The organism is Streptomyces roseofulvus, from assembly GCF_039534915.1.
Classification (GTDB): domain Bacteria; phylum Actinomycetota; class Actinomycetes; order Streptomycetales; family Streptomycetaceae; genus Streptomyces; species Streptomyces roseofulvus.
This window is the reverse complement of the sequence record NZ_BAAAWE010000001.1, coordinates 2,967,307-2,983,634: the sequence shown is the minus strand read 5'-3', so window position 1 is coordinate 2,983,634 and position 16,328 is coordinate 2,967,307. Positions and strand designations below refer to the sequence as shown.

The window sequence follows — 16,328 nt, the reverse complement described above, 5'->3', positions numbered from 1 at the left end:
AGTCGTTTCGGTGCGAGGGGCGGACAGGGAAGGGAGGGCGGACGGGTGAGGGGCGGGCGGACGGGTGAGGGGCGGGCGGACGCGCCTGACGGCGGGTCAGGCCCGCGCCGGCCGGGTGACGACGGCCGCGCCGACCGAGCCGTCCTGGCCGACGGCGGTCAGCACGGCGGCCCGCTCGTCGCCCGCGCCGGCCTGCCAGCGGGCCAGCACGGTCGCCAGCCGCAGCGCGCCGGACGCCGCGTGCGTCTCGCCGAGCGCACCGTCGACCCGCACCGCGCGGGAGTCCGGAAGCGGCCCGAACACCGCTCGCAGCGACCGGAGTTCGACGGCCGCCCAGCCGCGCCGGGCGCCCGCGCCGGGGACCACGAGCGGCTGCTCGCCGACGGTGACGCCGCTGCGCAGCAGCGCCGTACGGACGCACTCCGCGAGCCGCGCCGCCACCCCGAGCGGCCCCTCGGCCACGGGATCGGCGTAACCGGTCTCGCAGGCGAGCAGCCGCCCGAGCGGCTCCCCGTCCCCGGCGGACCGGTCCGCGCCGCCGGCCGTCCCGGCCCGCAGGACGAGGACCGCGCAGCCCTCGCCGAGCGCGGCCCCGGACCGGAGCGCGCCCGCGCGGTGCCAGGCCCAGGCTCCCGCGGCGGACGCCTCCTCGACGCCGCCCACGAGCAGCCGGTCGGCGTGCCCGTTGACGAGGGCGTTCCGCGCGTACCGGAGGGCGTGCAGGGAGGCCAGCGCACCGCCGGACACCGTCGCGTTCAGCCCGGTGAGACCCAGCCGGATCGCGGTCCGGCCGGCCGCCGAGTTCATCAGCGTGCCCGGGAACGCCGACGGGTTGACCAGGTACGGCCGCTCCCGCGTGAACGTGTCGCGGAAGAAGTCCGCCTGCGCGGCGGTGCTGCCGACGTCGGTGCCGAGCACGATGCCGGTCCGCTCCCCGGCGCCGCCGGGGGCGCCCGTGGCGGCGGCCAGGCAGGCGGCCATCGCCAGCCGGTCGGTGCGGGACAGCCCCCGCAGCCCCTTCCGGCCGAGGACCGCCTCCGCGTCGAAGCCGGTGACGCCGCGGACCGGCAGCGGCGGCCAGGAGCCGTCCGCCTCCGCCGTCGCCCCGGCGGTCGCCCCGGCGGTCGCGCCGGCGGTCGCGCCGCCCGGGAGGTCGGCGAGGGCGGCGAGACCCGGGCCCGCCGCGCTGAACACGCCGGCGCCGACGATGTCGAGAGGCACCACCCCGGGGAGCGGTCCCGCACCGGCGCCCGCGTGCGTCGACGGTTCCGTGACTGCGAGGGTGGTCATGTCCCGGCCTTCCCGAAGAGCACGACGGCGTTGTTGCCGCCGAAGGCGAATCCGTGGTTCTGCACGATCCGGGGGCTCGCGGCCCGGCCGACGCCGGGCACCACGTCCACCGCCCCGAGCTCCGGGTCGACCGTCCGCAGCGTCGCGGTCGGCGGCAGGAACCCGTCGTGCAGCGCCGCGCAGGACACCAGGGCCCCGAAGGCGGCGGCCGCGCCCATGGTGTGTCCGAGCATGGACTTGACGGAGGAGATCGGCGGCAGGTCGTCGCCGAACACCTCCCGTACGGCGGTGACCTCGGTGATGTCGTTGGCCCGGGTCCCCGTGCCGTGGGCGCAGATGTAGTCCACGTCGGCCGGCGTGATCCCGGCCCGCTCGTGCGCGGCGCGCACACAGGCGGCGATCGTGCCGGCGTACGGATTGGTCATGTGCCGGGCGTCGCAGGTCATGCCGTGGCCCAGGACCTCGGCGTAGATCCGGGCGCCGCGGGCGACCGCCGCGTCGAGCGGTTCGAGGACCAGCGCGGCGCCGCCCTCGGCCGTGACGATCCCGTCGCGGTGCTCGTCGAAGGGGCGGGGCACGTCCTCGGCGAGGGCGCCGAGGGCGTGGAAGCCGGCGTGGGTGGCGCGGTTGGAGGCGTCGGCGCCGCCGCAGACGGCCAGGTCGGCCTCGCCGGAGCCGATCAGGTCGTAGGCGTAGCCGACGGCGTAGTTGCCGGCCGCGCACGCGGTGCCGAAGGTCAGGGCCTCGCCGGTGAGCCCCAGTTCGGCCGCGGCCGCCCCGGCGATGTTCCCCGGCGCGGTGCGGCCCGGGAGGGCGGGGTCCACGGAGCCGGGCCCCCGGTCGACCGACTGGGCGACGACCCGCTCGACCTCCTGGGACTCGCCGTTGGTCGTACCGAAGACGCTGACGCCCCGGTGCCCGGCCAGGCTCTCCTCGCCCAGGCCGGCGTCCGCCACGGCGAACCGGGCGGCGACGGCGGCGAACTGCCCGCTGCGGCCCCAGCGTTCGGGGGTGGTGCGCCGCAGATGGGCCCCGGGCCGGAAGCCCCGGACCTCGCCGGCCAGGGTGTGCTCGAAGCCCGTCACGTCGAACTGCTCGGCGGGCCCGATGCCGTGCCGCCCGTACCGGACGGCGTCGACCAGCTCCCGGGCGCCGAGCCCGAGGCTGCTCACGGCGCCGAGACCGGTGACGACGACCCGGCGGGAGGAGCGGGACGCGGTGGGCTGACTAGGCACCCACGACCCCCGCGGCGTAGTGCTTGCCCACGAGCTCGTACGCCTCCGGCAGGGTGTCCAGCTCGGCGAGCTCGTCCTTCGGGATCTTGACGTGCAGGTCGCGCTCGAAGCGGGAGATGATCTCGATCACCAGCAGCGAGTCGGCGTCGAAGTCGTTCACGAAGCTGCTGTCCTCGGTGAGTTCGGAGGCGTCCACCTCCAGCACCTCGGCGACGATCTCGCGGATGCCCGCCCGGACGTCCTCGGGAAGCTGAGTGCCGGCCATGTCTTTTCCCCTTCGCACTGGTCGCCGCGGCCGGTCGCTCCCCCGCGGGGATTCCCGGCACCACCGGAATTCCGGCGACCCCGGAATTCCGGGGTCCGGCGCTTCGGCTTTCTTCTGCCGTTCGGAATGAAAGTCGCCGCCCACCCCCTCGGGCAAGGTTTCGATAGTGGTAGCAGGCCGTGTCTCGAAGGAGGTACGCACCCCTCCCCACCAGCGCGGACGGCGTTCCGAGAGGGGAATTTCCGAGCAACTTCCACGGCGCTTCTATATCGGCCCGGCATACTCCTCCAGCGAATCCCTCAGGAAAGGCGGAGCGGAGATGGAGCTGGCGGAACCGGTCGGTATTTCGGCCGCGGCGCTGTGGCTTCCGCGCGGACGGGACCGGGTCGAGGACGCGGTCGCGGAGGGCCGGCTGACCCGGCGCCACGCCGAGGACCTCGGCCACACGGCCGTCCCCGCGGCCCTCGACGAGTCGGCCCCCGACATGGCCGTCTCCGCCGCGTCCGACGTCCTGGACGCGGCCGGGATCGAGCCCAAGGAACTCGACCTGACGTTCCACGCGAGCATGTACTACCAGGGCCACGACCTGTGGTCGCCCGCCCACTACGTCGCCCACCGCATCGGCGCCGAACGCGCGCTGCCGATCGGCATCCAGCAGGTGTGCAACGGCGGCAGCAGCGCCGTCCAGCTCGCCTCGGCCTATCTCACCGCCGCCCGCACCACGGGCTCGCCGCGGTCCCGCCGCGCCCTCGTCACCACCGCCGACCGCTTCGTCGCCCCCGGCTTCGACCGCTGGGCCAGCGACTACGGCGTGGCGTACGGGGACGGCGGCACGGCCCTCGTGCTCACCGCGCCCGCCGCCGACGAGGACCCGCTGCTGCTCCTCTCGGTGGCCAGCACCGCCGCACCCGAACTGGAGGAGATGCACCGCGGCGCCGACCCCTTCGCCCCCGTCCCGCGCGGCGTCCGCGACCGCGTCGACATGCGCGTCACCAAGCGCGCGTACCTGCGGGAACACGGCAACGAGGGCTTCGTCGCCGCCAATCTGCGCGGCATCCGCACGGTCGTCGGCGAAGCCCTCGTCGACGCCGGGATGCACCCGTACGACCTGCGGCTGCGCTACGCGGTCCTGCCCCGCTTCGGCCGCAGGACCCTGCGCGACTCCTGGCGGGCCGTGCTCGCCGAGCACACCTCCGCCGAACCGCTGGAGTACGGGCTGGCCACCGGCCACCTCGGCGCGGGCGACGCCGTCGCCGGCATCGCCGACCTGATGCGCGAGCGGGCGCTCGCCCCGGGGGAGGCGGCGCTGGTGTTCAGCGCGGGCGCCGGCTTCACCTGGTCCTGCCTGGTCGTCCAGGCGCCGGACCGCTGACCCGCCCCTCCCTCCCTCGCTCTCTCCCTTCGCACGTACCAGGAAAGGACGGCCGGACAGCCGTGTCACGATCAGTGTTCATCACCGGAGCCAACCGGGGCATCGGACTCGCGGTGGCCCGCATGATGGCCGCGGACGGCGACCGGGTGGCCGTCGGCCACCGCGGCGGCGATGTCCCCGAGGGCCTCCTCGGGGTGCGCTGCGAGGTCACCGACCAGAGCTCCGTCGACGAGGCGTTCGAAACGGTCGCCCGCGAACAGGGCCCCGTCGAGGTGCTCGTCGCCAACGCCGGCATCACCCGTGACACGCTGCTGCTGCGCATGGGCGACGACACCTTCGACGAGGTGCTCGACACCAATCTGCGGGGCGTGTTCCGTACGGTGCGGGCGGCGGCCTCGGTGATGCTGGCCGAGCGGCGCGGCCGGATCGTGCTCCTCTCCTCCGCGCTCGGCTTCCTCGGCTCGCCCGGCCAGACCAACTACGCGGCCACCAAGACCGCCCTGCTCGGCTTCGCCCGCTCGCTGGCCTGGGAACTCGGCCCCCGGGGCATCACGGTCAACCTGGTGGCGCCCGGCATCATCGAGACGGACATGACGAAGGACCTCAGCGACCGGCGCATGCGGGACACCATGCGGATGACCCCGGTCGGCCGCCCCGGCACCGACCGCGAGGTCGCCGCCGCCGTCCGCTTCCTCGCCTCCGAGGACGCCGGCTACATCACCGGGGCGGTGCTCCCGGTGGGCGGCGGCATCGGCATGGGCATCTGACCCGTCGCCGTACCCCTGGCGTGTAGCGCTGCCGCGCCGGGGGGTCCGTACCCCTCGACTCCCGGTCCGGGCGGCCGTACCGGGGCCGGCGTCCGCCGTCCCCCGGGTCGGTGCCCAGCCGTGCCCGCCCGGACCGGGCGCATTCCGTCAGCGCGCCGCGGGGCGCGGCCAGGCCGCCGTCCGCAGGAGGCGGAGGCCGTTGAGGCCGACGAGGACCGTGGAGCCCTCGTGCCCGGCGACGCCGAGCGGCAGCGGGAGCGTGCCGATCAGGTCCCACGCGACCAGCACCGCGATGAAGGCGCCCGCGATCACCAGGTTCTGGACGACCAGCCGGTGCGCGGTGCGGGAGAGCGCGACGACCGCGGGGACGGCGGCCAGTTCGTCGCGGACGACCACCGCGTCGGCCGTCTCCAGGGCGAGGTCGGAACCGGCCCGGCCCATCGCGACCCCGCAGTGCGCGGCGGCCAGCGCCGGCGCGTCGTTGACGCCGTCGCCGACCACCAGCACCCGGCGCCCCTCCGCCTCCCAGGCGCGGACGGCCGCCACCTTCTCCTCGGGCAGCAGCCCGGCGCGTACGTCGGTGATGCCGACCCGCTCGGCCACCTGCCGCGCGGCCCGTTCGTTGTCGCCGGTCAGCAGGACCGGGGCGCGGCCGGTCAGCCGGGTGAGGGCGGCGACGGTCGCGGCGGCGTCGGGGCGGAGCCGGTCGGCGACGCCGAGGACGCCCACCGGCTCCCCGTCGCGCAGCACCGCCACCGCCGTCTTCCCCGCCTCCTCCAACTCCCGCACCACGCGCGCGTGTTCGTCGCCGGAGGCGTCGGGGTCGTCGGCGAGCAGCCGGGCGGGGGACCCGATCTCGATCCGCCGGCCCTCGACGGTGGCGGTGACGCCCCGCCCGGGGGCGGCGGTGAAGCCCTCCGCGGCGGCCAGGACGAGACCGCGCTCCCGGGCCGCGCCGACGACGGCCCGGGCCAGCGGATGCTCGCTCTCGTGCTCGGCCGCGGCGGCGAGCCGGAGCAGGGCGTCGGCGTCCAGGCCGCCGCCGGGCACCGGGCGTACGTCGGTGAGGCGCGGGGTGCCCTCGGTGAGGGTGCCGGTCTTGTCGAGGGCCACGGCGTCGACCTGCCCGAGGCGCTCCATGACGACGGCGGACTTGGCGAGGACGCCGTGCCGGCCGGCGTTGGCGATGGCGGAGAGCAGCGGCGGCATGGTGGAGAGCACCACGGCGCACGGCGAGGCGACGATCATGAAGGTCATCGCCCGGAGCAGCGCGGAGGTCAGGTCGTCGCCGAAGGCGAGGGGGACGCCGAAGACGGCGAGGGTCGCGAGGACCATCGACACCGAGTACCGCTGCTCGACCTTCTCGATGAACAGCTGCGTGGGTGCCTTGGTCCGGGACGCCTCCTCGACCATGCGCACGATCCGGGCGATGACCGAGTCCGAGGGGTCGCGCCCGACCCGTACGCGCAGGGCGCCGGTGCCGTTGACGGTCCCGGCGAACACCTCGTCGCCCGTCTCCTTGACCACCGGCAGCGGTTCGCCGGTGATCGTGGCCTGGTCGACCTCGCTCGCCCCGCCGACGACCCGCCCGTCGGCGCCGATCCGCTCCCCGGGCCGGACGAGGACGGTGTCGCCGACCGCGAGCACCTCCGCGTCCACCATCTCCTCGGAGCCGTCGGGCAGCAGTCGGGTGGCGGTGGCGGGCGCGAGGTCGAGCAGTCCGCGCACCGAGTCCTCGGTCCGGGCGGTCGCGACCGCCTCCAGGGCGCCGGAGGTGGCGAAGATGACGATGAGCAGGGCGCCGTCGAGGACCTGGCCGATCGCGGCGGCGCCGAGCGCGGCGACGACCATCAGCAGGTCCACGTCGAGGGTCCGCTCGCGGAGCGCCTTCAGCCCCTCCCAGCCGGGCTCCCACCCGCCGGTGGCGTAGGCGGCGGCGAAGAGCGTGCCCCACAGCCAGGCGGGGCCGTCCGCCAGGTACGGGACGAGGGCGAGCAGGAAGAGGGCGAGCGAGGCCAGCGCCCAGCGCACCTCGGGGAGTGCGAGGGCGCGGGTCCGGGTGCGGGAGGGCGGCGCGGCGGCGGGGGGAGCGGGCTCCCGGGGGTGGGCGTCCCGTTCGTGCCGGTCGCGACGCCGGTCGCGCTGGTCCAGGGAAGAAGGCATGGCGGAGCGACCCTTCGCGGGCAGGGGCATCGACCCCCTCACCATACCGGAACACCTGAACACCTATTCATGTGTCATCCGTATGATGGGCGCATGGGCCACGGAATCGACACCGCCACCGGCGCGACCCCCCGCGAACGGCTGGACGCCGTCGGCACCGCCGACGTCGCCGCCACCCTCCAGGCCCTCGCCACCCCCTCCCGCCTGTACATCCTCGCCAGGCTCCAGGAAGGCCCCTGCTCGGTGGGCGACCTCGCCGAGGCCGTCGGCATGGAACCCTCCGCCTGCTCCCACCAGTTGCGCCTGCTGCGCAACCTCGGACTGGTCACCGGCGAGCGTCACGGCCGCTCGATCGTCTACGCCCTGTACGACAACCACGTCGCCGAACTCCTCGACCAGGCGCTCTACCACGTGGAGCACCTGCGCCTCGGCGTCCGCGACACCACCGCGGAGCCGTCGGCCACCTGACCGGCGCCACCTGACCGGCGCCATCCGGCCGCCGCCTGGCCGGCGCCGCCGCTCGGGCCGTTGTGCTCGGGCCGTCGTGCCCGGGACGCGCCGCGCTCGGGCCCCGGCGCGTCGGACCGGGCCGGGCGCCCCCTCCCGTACGAAGAATGGGGTGGAACCGTACGAACCACCCGCGGGAGACGCCCGTCCATGAGCACCACGCCCCCACCCCCCGTCCGGATCGGCGCCCTCGCCCCGCTCACCCGCCCCGGCTGGACCGAGGCCGGCCGCCATCTGCTCGCCGGCCTCGAACTGGCCGCCGGGGAGGCCAACGCCGGCGGCGGGATCGACGGCCGGCCGCTGGAACTCGTGGTCCGGGACACCGCCGCCGACCCGCACCGGGCCGAGGCGGCCGTGGACGACCTGGCCGGGCTCGGCGTGGCCGCCCTGGCCGGCGAGTACCACAGCGTCGCCGCCCGCGCGGCGGCCGCCCGGGCCGACGCCCTCGGCCTGCCCTTCCTCTGCTCCTCCGCGGTCCTCGACGCCCTCACCGAACGGCCGACGGACCGGGTCGCGCGGCTGGCCCCGGCGCAGTCCCACGGCTGGCGCGTCTACGCCGACTTCCTCCTCGCCGCGGGCCACGGCCGCGTCGCGGTCGCCGCCGAACCGAGCGTCTACTGGGCGGCCGGCACCCGCATCCTCCGCGACCGACTGGCCCCCCGGGGCGGCACCGTCACCGAACTCGACGCGCGCGCCCTGCCCCCCGCGGCGCTGTGCGACGCGCTGGCCGCCGGAGGCGAGACGGCCCTCCTGCTCCTGACCGGCTTCCCGGACCCGGCCGTCCCGATCGTCAGGGCGGTCCGCCGGGACCCCCGCCTGGCCGACGTCCTCGTCGGCGCGCCCGCCGGCCAGCCGGAGTTCCCCGCCTGGGAGTCCCTCCTCGGCGAGGACGGCGCCGCGATCCCGTTCCTCCGCTACCTCCCCGTCCACCCCACCCCGCTGGGCGCGCGCGTGGAGTCCGCCCTCCGCGCCCGCCTCGGCGCCACCCCCTCCTTCGTGGCGTTCGAGGGGTACGACACGATCACCGTCCTCACCGAGACCCTCCGCGCCCACGGCACCGACCACGCGGCCATCGCCGGCTCCTGGCCCCGGGTGACGGTGGAGGGCACCCGGGGCGCCATCCGCTTCACCCGGCCCACCGACACGCCCGTCCAGCAGTGGGCCTGGCCCCCCGTCCAGGTGACCGACCGCGACCCGGCCGCCCCCGCCCGCTTCCGCACCCTCCACACGGCACCCCCGGAACACCCCGGACGGTGAGGGCGGCACCGCCCCGCCCGCGCCCGGGCCGAGGGGCAGTTCCCGGGCGACTGCCCCTCGCGCCCCCTGCCCGTCACTAGCTTCTCCTCCGGAGCGAGACACGCTCCAGAACAGGGAGACGGAACGAGAATGAAGCGATCCTCAGTACGTCTGGCTCTCGCCTTCACCGCGGCGCTCGGCCTGGCGGGCCTCGGCGGCGCGGGCACGGCGGCGGCCGACACGGCGTCGACCGACACGGTGACCGTCACGACCCAGTACTTCACCGGCTTCGGCACCGGCTCGACCGCCTGGGCGGCCGAGTCCTCCGCCTCCAACGACGCCTACGCGAAGGCCTCGTTCGCAGGCTACCCCCGCTACACGTGCTACCCGTCCGGCATCCCGTACACGCGGCAGATCAGCCCGTACATGTACTGGTCGGACGCCACGGTCCGCTGCACGAAGTGACCCCGGGGCCCCGCCCCCGACCCGTCAGGGGCGGGGCCGCCGCGCCGCCTGCGTGCCCATGATGGCGGATCAGCTGCCGGCTTCCCCCGGCTGCACCAGGGCCGTCTCGTAGGCGAGGACGACCGCCTGGGCACGGTCGCGCAGGGAGAGCTTGGCGAAGATCCGGGCCACGTGGGTCTTCACGGTGGCCTCGCTCAGCGTCAGTTCCCGCGCCAGCTCGGCGTTCGAGAGACCACGGCCCATCAGGGTGAGCACCTCCAGCTCGCGCGGGGTCAACGGGGTCAGGTCGCGGTGCACGGCGGGGCGAGCCGGGACGGACCGGCCGCCGGCGCCCGCCGGGGGAAGGCCGTCACCCGAGGCGAAGCGCTCGACCAGCCGCCGGGTGATCGACGGGGCGAGCAGCGCGTCGCCGGTGTCCACCAGGCGTACCGCCGCGGCCAGGTGGGCGGCCGTGACGTCCTTGAGCAGGAAGCCGCCGGCGCCCGCGGCCCTTCGTCGACTTCTACCGCGGGGACCGGCTCGACTCGGCCGAACCGCTCGTCCAGGGCCGCCGGCCGACCCGGCCGCGGCCGCCGGAAGCCGTCAGCGGTGTACCCCAGCGGCCGCACCGGGTATGACGAGCAGCTTGCCGGTGGTACGCCGAGCCTCCAGATCGCTGTGGGCCCGGGCCGCCTCGGACAAGGCGTAGCGGCCCGTCACGGTGACCTCGAGCGCCTTGGAGCGCACCCACTCGAACACGTCGGCGGCCCGTCGGAGCAGTTCGGACCGATCGGCGACGAAGTCCCCGAGGCTGGGCCGGATCAGGGTCAGCGAACCGCCGTGGGCGAGCCGGATCGGATCGAACGGCGGCACGGCACCGCTCGCCGCGCCGAAGAGCACGAGATGGCCGCGGGGTCGCAGGCTGGCGAGGCTCGCGTCGAAGGTGTGCGCGCCGACGCCGTCGAAGACGACCGGCAGTCCCTGACCGCCGTTGAGCCGCCTCACCTCGGCTGCGAGATCGTCGACCGCGGAGGAGAGGATCACCTCGGCGGCCCCGGCACGCTTCGCCAGCTCGGCCTTCGCCGTGGTCGACGTCGTGCCGATCACCCTGCCGCCGAGATGGGTGATGAGCTGGGTCAGCAGCAGCCCCATGCCGCCGGCGGCCGCGTGGACGAGCACCGTGTCGCCCGCCTGGACCGGGTAGGCGTCCTTGACGAGATAGTGCGCGGTCATGCCCTGGAGGAGCACGGCGGCGGCTGTCTCGAAGTCGATGTCGTCGGGCAGCGGCACCAGCCGGGAGGAGTCCACGACGGCCCGCTCGGCATAGGTGCCGGGAATCTCCACCCACCCGACCCGGTCCCCGACCGCCACGTCGACGACGCCGGGTCCGACCTCGACGACCGTGCCGGCGCCCTCAGACCCCGGAGTGAAGGGCAGCGGGACGCTGTACCGGCCCTCGCGGTGGTAGACGTCGAGGAAGTTGACCCCGGACGCGGCGACCTCCACGACCGCCTCGCCCGGCCCCGGCCGCGGCTGGTCCACCTCGGCCTCCAGCAGCACCTCGGGACCGCCCACTTCGTACACCTGTATCGCTCGCATGATCCCCACCAACCCCGTGGACGAAGCTCCGATTCCCGCCGCCCCCGCCGCGCCCTCACACCCCGAACAGGACCGTCAGCACGCCCCCTCCGGGCCGTCCGCCCCGGAGGAGCGCGGACTTCCCGAAAACGTCCGGAGTCTTCGGGGTCGCGGTCGAGTTCGTCGGGGACGAGCGAGGACAGGGCGGCCATGAGGGCGGTATCGCCGACGCGTACGCGACCGGTTTCGTCGTAGAGGGACACGTCGAGCCCGAGAGGGCCGACGATGCAGCGCGTCGTCGGAGTGGGCGGAGATGTCCGAGGGCCGGGTCAGGTCCTGGAGCACTTCCTCGGTCGGCTTCAGCAGCTCTCCTTCACGGTGTGCGACGGCGGTTCACCATCGGCCTGACCGTACGGAGCGGCACGGCGGCGCACACGAGTGCGCAGGGGTGCGTGACCTGGACCGCAGCTCGCCCGATCGGCAGGACGGTGCCAGAGGTGGTTCATGCCAGGGGCGGCGGGTTCCGCCCGGGCACGGGGGTGACGAGACTCGACGGTGACCGCAGTGTGCGCCGGCATGGGCGGCGTACGCGTCCCATCGAAAGAGAGCGCACGTGTCCCCAACACCACGGGCCAAGCTGCTCAGTCGGGCGATCCTCGCGGGGACGTCCGTCTACCTCGCCGGCCAGGTGGTGCACACGGTCCTCAACACCAACCGGTGGCCGTTCTGCACCTTCAACATGTTCGCGTACCACAAGCGGGACCAGGCGCTGCAGATGCGCGTCCGGCTCGTCACGGACGACGGAGGGACCGTCGGGCCCACCGATCCGTGGTCGCTGCTGCCGCTGGAGTTCTTCCGGGTGGTGTCCGTCCTCGAGCGCGTCTTCCACGCCCAGGACGACGTCGAGGTCCGGGACCGGTTCTGCCGGCAGGCGCTGGAGCGGCTGAACCGGCGCGGGTGGCGGGCCTGGGACGAGGTGAAGGCGTCGTTCTCGGCAGGGCCGGGCCGGCGGTTCGTCGCGATGGAGCTGTACTTCGTCGAGGTCGACTTCCGGACCTGCTCGCCCGGCGACCGGACGTCGGTCACGTCGGCCGAACTCGTCCACCGGTACGACCCCGAGGGGGCCGTGGCCGACCAGCCGGAGGCGCAGTTGTGGAGCTTCGTCGAGCCGTTCGCAGAGGAGACCGAGAAGGAGGAGGCGGGGCATGCTGCCTGAGAACACCGGGGCGCGTCAGCGCCTCGCCCTGGCCCGGCTCACCACGGGCCTGGCGATCCTGAACACGCTCTGGCACCTGCCGCCCGGCGACGCCCTCGTCGACGAGTGGAGCCGGAAGGAGGACGGGGAGGGCCCGGGCTCCGGGCGGCTGAGTGCCGAGCAGTACGAGGCCCTGCGGCGGCTGGCGTTCGTGTCGACGGCCGCCTGGACGCTGGGTGCCGAGAGCAAGGCCCTGAAGTTCGCGGCCAACGCCTCCTTCGCCGCCGTACAGCGGCACGTGGCGCAGTTCGACGAGAGGGCGTGGAACTACAACTCCAATCTGAACGTCTACCTGCTCCTGCTCTCCCTGACCGACTCGCGCGGCAGTCTCGCCGAAGCCGCCGGGGACGGGACGGAGGACGACACACCGTCGTCCGAGGTGGCCACCGCCGTGCTGCTCGCGATGCGGCTCTACTACGGCTGCCTCTACTTCCAGTCCGGACTCTCCAAGGTGCTGTTGAGCGGGCCCGCATGGGCCGACGGCCGTACTCTGCGCGGGAGCTGGGCCGAACTGGGCAACCGGGCCGGCAAGTGGCTCAGTCGTCGCCCGATGACGGTGGCGGCGGCCGCCAGTGCCGCCACTCTCGCCTTCGAACTCCTCTTCCCGGCCGCGCAGATCGCCCTGCGGAAACGTCCCCGTGCGGTGGGGCTGTCCTCCCTGGCCTTCCACGCGTCCATCAAGGCGACGATGGGCATCTCCTTCTGGCACCACGCCGTCCACGCCCTGCCGCTGTTCGTCCTCGACCCCGGCGCCGAGCGGCACACGGCACGCCTCCTCCGAGCCTTCCGGAAGCGCTGAACAGAGCTCCGCACGCTTCCTCCGCCGGCCCCCCGAGCCTCTCGCTCGGGGGGCTTTCGCGTTCCCCGGACTTCTTTTCCGGTGATTTCCCCTTTCTCCTCTCGGCAGCTTCCTGCCGCGTGCAATTGATGCCACTCGGAAGGGCTTCCGAGGGCCCTTGGAGCAGGACATCATTAACTCGTCGCCAACAAACGGAGGCGGCACCGGGAGTGAATCCCGGGACATCTCGAAAAAACTCAGGAGCAATCATGCTGAAGATCATCAAGGTCGTCACCGCCAAGGCCGTCTCCGGTCGCGCCTTCAACTAGCAGTTGTCGCCTCGCGGGCCGGGAGTGACCCCGGCTCCCGGCCCGCGGCAGCGGCTTCCCTCAGCTTCCCTCCCAGATCCAGAGTTCGTCCGGAGGCGGAACGGTCCATGGTGCATACGGAAAAGAAGAGCGCGGAACCGTCCGATGTGAAGTCCATCTGGCGTGACTCGAGATTCCGCCGCCATTTCGCCGGAATGTGGGTCAACGCCTTCGGTAACGGCGTCTTCAACATCGTCCTTCCTCTCCTCGTCTTCGACCGGACGCATTCCTTCGCCGCCATGGGCGGCGTGGCCCTCGCCACGCAGTTGCCCAAGGCGTTTCCGGGGCCTCTGGTCGGCGTGCTCGCCGACCGCCGTTCTCCCCGCGCGATGATGCTGTGGGCCTATCTCCTCCAGGCCGGCCTCGTCCTGACGATCCCGCTCGCCGCCGGAGCGTCCGTCGCCTCCGTGTGGCTGATCGGCCTCATCGCGTACGCGATGAACACCGTCGACCTGTTCGCCCGCACGGCCACCTTCGTCACCGTCCCCCGCGTGTACGGAGACCGCCGCAGCAAGGTGAACGCGGCCTTCGCCAGCGCCTGGACGTCCGCCTCGGTCCTCGGCCCCGCGGCCGGCGGCTTCCTGCTGCAGGTCACCTCCGCCGACGTGCTGATGCTGCTCGACAGCCTCACCTTCCTGGCCATCGCCGGCGTCGTCCTCACCATCGGCGCCCCGACCACACCGGGGAACACCTCCACCGCGCCCCTGCGCAAGAGCCTCCTCGACGGCCTCACCTGGTTCCGCCGGGCCGAGGGCGCCGGACGGTTCATGAGCTCGATCGCCGCCGTGGCGGTCGTGTACGCGCCCCTCGGCACCCTGGCCGTCTTCGCCGTACGGGACGTGTACGGCGACGGGCCCACCGAGGCGGGCATCGTGACGAGCGCCGCAGGCGCCGGCCTCTTCCTCGGCACCCTGATCTGCCAGCGCCTCGCCGACCGGCCCAAGGAACCCGTGATGCGCCGGGCCGCCCTCTGGATGGCCGTCGGCTCCGCGCTCTTCGCCATCCCCTCCTGGCTCGGCGCCGCCGCGGCGATGCTCGTCGTGAACCTCTGCGGCATGGTCTACGCGGTCTCCCGCTCCAACCTCATCCAGGAGCGCGTCCCCACGGAGCACCTGGGGCAGACGATGACCGCCGTGCAGTCCCTGGAGTCCGCCGTCCAGCCGGTGTCCGTCGCCGTGGTGAGCGCCGTGCTCGCCCTCGCCGGACCGCCCGGAGCGGCCGTCTTCCTGACCGTCTTCTCGGTCGCCGCGGCCCTGCTCGTCCTCGGCGGCGGCCGGCTGCTGTCCCCCCGTACCGAGACCACCGCCTCGCCCCTCTCGCACACCCTGAACGCGACCGCCTCCGTGGCGGCCCACGGAGGAACCCGATGACATCGCTCAATCTGCGGCAGGGACTGTCCGTCCTGCAGCCGGGCAAGGACCTCATGATCGGCCTCATGCCGCCCGCGGCCCTGGCCATCGAGAACGCCCCCGACTACCTGCGGCACGTCCTGTCCGCCTTCTCCCGGCCCGTCCCGGAGGAGCAGGCGCTCGCCACCGTCACCGCCCACTCCGACCTGAACGACGAGGAGGCCGGGCAGCTGCTCCACGAGCTCCGCTGCGCCGGCGTCCTCACCTCGCACTGGGTCGACCGCGAGGAGCGCTACAGCCGCCACCGCCTCTACTTCGGCGTCGCGGGCTTCGAGGGCGACCCGATGGCGGTCATCCGGAACAGCACCGTGGGTCTCATCGGCACGGGCGGCATCGGCAGCAACGTGGCGATGATGCTGGCCGCGGCGGGCGTCGGCCGACTGGTCGTCGCCGACGCGGACGTCGTGGAGACCACGAACCTCACCCGCCAGTTCCTGTACACCGAGGGCGACGTCGGCACCCCGAAGGTCGAGGCCCTGGCCCGCCGGGTCGCCGAGCGCAACACCGAGGTGCGCGTCGACGTGGTCAACGACGTCTTCGACGGCCCCGACTTCGCCGTCCGGCACTTCGCCGACTGCGACCTCGTCATCCTCTCCGCCGACACCCCGCAGGACGTCCACCGCTGGCTGAACGAGGCGTCGGTGCGGACCGGCGTCCCGTACACCTGCGCCGGCTACCTGGACACCATGGGCATCGTCGGCCCCCTGGTCGTGCCCGGCCGGACGGCCTGCCTGGAGTGCCACTTCGCCGACACCGGCCTGGCCTCGTACAACGACGGAGACCTGGAGAACACCGACTTCACCGACTACAACCGGTCCTACCAGGCACCGAGTTACGGCCCCCTCAACGCCATGGTCTCCGCCGCCGCGGTCAACGACACGCTGCGCTTCCTGCTCGGCCTGCCGGCCAAGTCCCTGGGATCCAAACTGCTCATCGACTCCCTGGAGTACGGCGTCCAGACGGAGGAGTACGAGAGGAACGAAGCCTGCGGCTCCTGCGGTTCGGGTGTGCGCGAGGAGGCCCTGAGCGGCGTGGCCTAGAGCTGCCGCGCGCGGGGCGAACGGTCGCCGGGGCGGACGGGGGAGACCCCGTCCGCCCCCGGCTTCCTGGCATTGCACCGCCGCTCACCGACCGCCGACCGGATCAGTCACGCAAGGGGAGCACCATCTCCAGCTCCCGCTGGCTCTCGTCCAGGGGGTACGGCTCCTCGTGACCCGTCGCGACGAGGCCACTGCGCCGGTAGAAACCGATCGCGCGGCGGTTTTCCTCATGGACCAGGAGGACGAGGCGCTCGGCGGCCGTCTCCTCGCGCGCCCAGCGCACGATCTCGTCCAGCATGAGCGCCGCCGCCCCACCGGCCGGGCCCCGGTGGTCCGGGTGCAGCCAGACGCCCACGAGCTTGGCCGTGTCCGGCGCGGGCAGGAAGCCGTTCATCACCCCGACCCACGAGCCCTCGGGACCGACGGCAGCGATGCCGATGTTGCCGGGGCCCTCCGCGCGCTTCGTTCGGAACTGCCACTCGGAGTCCGGGTGGCCGAGCGCGTCGTCGATGGTCTCGAGGTAGGCGAGCGGGGTGTCCCGGATCATCGCCAGACGTATCGCCCGGTACGCCGGCCAGTCCTCCGCTCGCACGCGGTGCAGGGTGTAGTCCATGGCGGGCG

At 74.0% G+C, this 16,328-nt stretch carries 15 protein-coding genes and 1 pseudogene; 9 read left to right on the top strand and 7 right to left on the bottom strand.

Going from position 1 to position 16,328, the window contains the following annotated elements; genetic code table 11:
* Positions 1-96: 96 nt before the first annotated feature.
* The 3 genes from ABFY03_RS13750 to ABFY03_RS13740 are packed head-to-tail and all read right to left on the bottom strand — an operon-like array spanning position 97 to position 2,790.
* On the bottom strand, positions 97-1,290 hold the full coding sequence (locus ABFY03_RS13750) for a beta-ketoacyl synthase N-terminal-like domain-containing protein (RefSeq protein ID WP_346170013.1): 1,194 nt from the start codon (positions 1,288-1,290) through the stop codon (positions 97-99).
* Positions 1,287-2,525 carry a beta-ketoacyl-[acyl-carrier-protein] synthase family protein gene (locus ABFY03_RS13745; protein ID WP_346170012.1) on the bottom strand — a complete coding sequence of 413 codons (1,239 nt, stop codon included), beginning with the start codon at positions 2,523-2,525 and terminating at the stop codon, positions 1,287-1,289. Before ABFY03_RS13745 ends, ABFY03_RS13750 begins: the two co-directional genes overlap by 4 nt.
* Positions 2,518-2,790 (bottom strand): acyl carrier protein, encoded by a 273-nt coding sequence (locus ABFY03_RS13740; protein ID WP_319008472.1) that lies wholly within the window; start codon positions 2,788-2,790, stop codon positions 2,518-2,520. Before ABFY03_RS13740 ends, ABFY03_RS13745 begins: the two co-directional genes overlap by 8 nt.
* 319 nt (positions 2,791-3,109) lie before the next feature.
* Here ABFY03_RS13740 and ABFY03_RS13735 point away from each other — a divergent pair, with 319 nt between their 5' ends.
* The gene (locus ABFY03_RS13735; protein ID WP_346170011.1) at positions 3,110-4,162 is read left to right on the top strand and encodes a ketoacyl-ACP synthase III family protein; all 1,053 of its coding nucleotides are present in this window, start codon (positions 3,110-3,112) and stop codon (positions 4,160-4,162) included.
* 62 nt (positions 4,163-4,224) lie between these two features.
* On the top strand, positions 4,225-4,929 hold the full coding sequence (locus ABFY03_RS13730) for an SDR family oxidoreductase (RefSeq protein ID WP_319008470.1): 705 nt from the start codon (positions 4,225-4,227) through the stop codon (positions 4,927-4,929).
* Positions 4,930-5,076: 147 nt separating this feature from the next.
* Here ABFY03_RS13730 and ABFY03_RS13725 read toward each other — a convergent pair whose 3' ends face one another.
* Positions 5,077-7,092 carry a heavy metal translocating P-type ATPase gene (locus ABFY03_RS13725; RefSeq protein WP_346170010.1) on the bottom strand — a complete coding sequence of 672 codons (2,016 nt, stop codon included), beginning with the start codon at positions 7,090-7,092 and terminating at the stop codon, positions 5,077-5,079.
* Between the two features lie 93 nt (positions 7,093-7,185).
* Between ABFY03_RS13725 and ABFY03_RS13720 the strand changes: the two genes are divergently transcribed.
* From ABFY03_RS13720 to ABFY03_RS13710, 3 genes are all read left to right on the top strand, one after another.
* Complete coding sequence (locus ABFY03_RS13720) at positions 7,186-7,560, top strand: ArsR/SmtB family transcription factor (RefSeq protein ID WP_319008468.1); 375 nt, start codon at positions 7,186-7,188, stop codon at positions 7,558-7,560.
* Positions 7,561-7,749: 189 nt separating this feature from the next.
* Positions 7,750-8,856: an ABC transporter substrate-binding protein gene (locus ABFY03_RS13715; RefSeq protein ID WP_346170009.1), complete on the top strand. Its 1,107-nt coding sequence runs from the start codon at positions 7,750-7,752 to the stop codon at positions 8,854-8,856.
* A 129-nt stretch (positions 8,857-8,985) separates the two neighbouring features.
* Positions 8,986-9,300 carry a hypothetical protein gene (locus tag ABFY03_RS13710; RefSeq protein ID WP_319008466.1) on the top strand — a complete coding sequence of 105 codons (315 nt, stop codon included), beginning with the start codon at positions 8,986-8,988 and terminating at the stop codon, positions 9,298-9,300.
* A gap of 69 nt (positions 9,301-9,369) precedes the next feature.
* On the opposite strand, the pseudogene ABFY03_RS13705 reads toward ABFY03_RS13710, so the two are convergent.
* A pseudogene (locus ABFY03_RS13705) lies at positions 9,370-9,789 on the bottom strand (response regulator transcription factor); the annotation flags it as partial.
* A gap of 93 nt (positions 9,790-9,882) precedes the next feature.
* The gene (locus ABFY03_RS13700; RefSeq protein WP_346170008.1) at positions 9,883-10,878 is read right to left on the bottom strand and encodes a quinone oxidoreductase family protein; all 996 of its coding nucleotides are present in this window, start codon (positions 10,876-10,878) and stop codon (positions 9,883-9,885) included.
* A 592-nt stretch (positions 10,879-11,470) separates the two neighbouring features.
* Here ABFY03_RS13700 and ABFY03_RS13695 point away from each other — a divergent pair.
* The 4 genes from ABFY03_RS13695 to ABFY03_RS13680 all read left to right on the top strand — a co-directional run bounded on the left by ABFY03_RS13695 (position 11,471) and on the right by ABFY03_RS13680 (position 15,707).
* A complete protein-coding gene (locus ABFY03_RS13695; RefSeq protein WP_319008460.1) occupies positions 11,471-12,073 on the top strand; it encodes a hypothetical protein in 603 nt (200 codons plus the stop codon).
* Positions 12,063-12,911 (top strand): hypothetical protein, encoded by an 849-nt coding sequence (locus tag ABFY03_RS13690; RefSeq protein ID WP_346170007.1) that lies wholly within the window; start codon positions 12,063-12,065, stop codon positions 12,909-12,911. The genes ABFY03_RS13695 and ABFY03_RS13690 overlap by 11 nt, the downstream gene beginning before the upstream one ends.
* 415 nt (positions 12,912-13,326) lie before the next feature.
* Positions 13,327-14,628: an MFS transporter gene (locus ABFY03_RS13685; RefSeq protein WP_319008458.1), complete on the top strand. Its 1,302-nt coding sequence runs from the start codon at positions 13,327-13,329 to the stop codon at positions 14,626-14,628.
* Positions 14,625-15,707, top strand: a complete 1,083-nt coding sequence (locus tag ABFY03_RS13680) for a HesA/MoeB/ThiF family protein (RefSeq protein ID WP_346170006.1) — start codon at positions 14,625-14,627, stop codon at positions 15,705-15,707. Before ABFY03_RS13685 ends, ABFY03_RS13680 begins: the two co-directional genes overlap by 4 nt.
* A 103-nt stretch (positions 15,708-15,810) precedes the next feature.
* Here the strand turns inward: ABFY03_RS13680 and ABFY03_RS13675 are convergent, their stop codons facing one another.
* Positions 15,811-16,320 (bottom strand): GNAT family N-acetyltransferase, encoded by a 510-nt coding sequence (locus tag ABFY03_RS13675; protein ID WP_346170005.1) that lies wholly within the window; start codon positions 16,318-16,320, stop codon positions 15,811-15,813.
* Between the last annotated feature and the right edge of the window lie 8 nt (positions 16,321-16,328).